2 protein-coding genes are annotated in these 2,641 nt (G+C 34.7%); one reads left to right on the forward strand and one right to left on the reverse strand.

Annotation, left to right across the window (positions count from 1 at the left end):
- The first annotated feature begins 413 nt into the window (after positions 1-413).
- Complete coding sequence (locus ACOVO2_RS09535; RefSeq protein ID WP_421769739.1) at positions 414-1,472, forward strand: LacI family DNA-binding transcriptional regulator; 1,059 nt, start codon at positions 414-416, stop codon at positions 1,470-1,472.
- A gap of 96 nt (positions 1,473-1,568) precedes the next feature.
- Here the strand turns inward: ACOVO2_RS09535 and ACOVO2_RS09540 are convergent.
- Positions 1,569-2,641 (reverse strand): replication initiation protein (locus tag ACOVO2_RS09540; RefSeq protein WP_421769740.1); only part of this gene is annotated, 1,073 nt, incomplete at its 5' end.

Genomic DNA, 2,641 nt, shown 5'->3' on the forward strand with positions numbered 1-2,641 from the left:
AATTTTGTTTCATGTTTCATCGAGTTTTTGTTTGAAAAATTTTAATAAAATTAGGTTTAAGTATTGTGTTTGAATAAATGATTCACCGAAAGTATCTGTAGAATTTTGATTTTCAAATTTAAAGTGTCAAATTGACACTAATATTTAAACAAGAAGTATCGTAAACGTTTTAGATGTATGTTATTTGAGGTTTTTTGAAGATAGGTTTTTATACTAAGAAAATTAAAACCAAGAAATTTAGTAAAAATTCTATATTTTCGGTAATTTGAAAAAGTTACATAAAATCTCAGAAAAATACAATACCAATACTTATGCAGAGATGTATTAAATGCAATTCGGTTGATGGTGTAATAAAATCAGGATTTTTGAGAGGCAGCCAGCGGTTTTATTGCAAACAGTGTGATTTCAATTTTGTGTTAGAAACCGAAAGCAACAAGCCCACCAAGAAAAGTGGTCAGGTTACGATTGTCGATTTGGCGAAGCATCTTGGAATCTCAGTTGCTACTGTTTCAAGAGCCTTGAATGATAAATCTGATATTAGTCCGCTTACTCGTAAAGCTGTACTTGATGCTGCGGTTGAACTTGATTATAAACCAAATTTACTGGCACAGAGCTTAAACAAAGGTAAAACCAATACAATCGGTGTTGTGATTCCGAACGTTGAGTTACCATTTTTTGCCACAGCTTTAGCTGAAATGCAACGAGTGGCTCTCAGAAGTGGCTATCGAGTGATTGTCTGCCACTCGGGCGAGTCAGAAGAAATAGAGGTTTTGAATACCGAAACATTAATCGCCTGTCGTGTTGATGGTATTTTACTAAGCCACGCCAAAGAAACCAACTCTTTCGACCACATCAAGCATGTGATTGACAAAGGTATTGCGATTGTAAATTTTGATAGGGTTTGCAACGAAATTGATACTGCCAAAGTGATTCATGAAGACTTCAAAGGGAGTTTTTGTTTAGTAGAGCATTTGATCGAGCAAGGATGCAAAAAAATAGGTATCATGCTTGGTCCTGAAAAATTTTATATTTCTCAGATTCGACTGGCGGGTTATAAAGCTGCTCTCGAAAAACATGGAATTGCACTTAGCACCGATTATATCGTTTATTCAGAAATGAAAAAAAACGATGGCACACGAGTGTTTGATTATTTCATGAGTCTGCCTAATCCTCCCGATGGAATTTTTACGATGCTATCGAGAAATGCCATTGAGATGATGGTCGAGGCAAAGAAACGTAAAATGATAATTCCAGAGGAAATTGCTTTCGTAGGCTTTGGCGATGACGCTTTGGCTGAGTTCTTTGAGCCATCGCTTACAGTTTTCAATCATTTTCCTGCCAAAGTTGGCGAAGCTGCCATAAATATGCTCATCGAAAACATTGATAAGAAAGAGAGTTTTCTCCCTTACACACAAGCTATTACAGGTGAATTAATTGTCAGAAATTCTTCCCTCAAAAATGGTATATCATAGTCTAAACAGATACTTGTACAATAAGAGCGTGCAATAAGAAGTTTTATTTTATTAGCATTATATCGGAATTATCACGATATAATACTAATAAAATCATTAGTCATTTATCAGACTACGGTATGACAAATCAAAATCCTTTTTAATTTGAGACATTTCATTAACAAATTTTGCTTCAAACCACTCTATCAATAACGCACTAAAACTTCCTCCCAACTTATAATTATACAAGATTTCAACACTGCTTTCGGGTTCGATTCCAGCAATGTTAGTGGTATAATTGTCATAGGCCAACTGAACTATAAAAGGTGCGTCTTCCTCGTTTCTTCTATTTTTGAAATCTGTCAGAAACTCTTTGGATAAGTTGGGTAGCTGCTCAAAACATGAACTTATGAACGATAATTTTCTTTCTTCATAGATAATCTTTAATCGCTCGGTTTGCTGCTCTTTATTCAGTCTTTGGTTTTTAAGTTCTTGTTCCTGACGCACTTTTTGTAACACTTCCTGTTGCTTTTCCTTTTCTTCCTGTATTGGGTCAAAGAGATTAGGCTCAAGCATCATTTTTTGAAGCAGTCCCATCGGATTCTTAATTTCTTTACCTGCATCCAGTTGATTTTTTACAAAAGTTAAACGATTCATGACATGCTCAATCGAATATTTCTTCAGCCAATCTTCAACCGTACTTTTGCTTGAACCTTTAAAGTTTCTGAGTAAATTATATATCTGGGTTGCAGCCACATCTTTTTCTGTCAATTGATACTCAATCACAACTTCTTCCCTACCCTCTCTCCTATCTATAACATTTTTGTTTTTGAAGATATAGAAAATAAGAAACTCAACCGATTTGCCTCTTTTAACTTCTTCAAACGTAAATTTTATATCAGTAAATTCTTCTAAATCGGTTTGAGCCTTCATTATCACTCGCTGCTTTAAATTAGCATATAGCGAATATTTTTCTTTGATGTCGAGCATTTCTTTGATTTCTTCGACACTCATTTTTCTTTTTCCGATTGTCTCATACTGCTTCAATAATTCATAAATCCGAATCGAAAATGAACTTGGAAGTTTCAGTACATTACGCACATCATACATCAGAAACTTGCTTTGCAATTGCAGTAAGTAAGGTTTCATGTCGGGATGAAAATCTAACTCTATGTACTTACCCTGCCTCG

Origin of the sequence: Emticicia sp. (genome assembly GCF_049241225.1) — a bacterium.
GTDB lineage: Bacteria > Bacteroidota > Bacteroidia > Cytophagales > Spirosomataceae > Emticicia.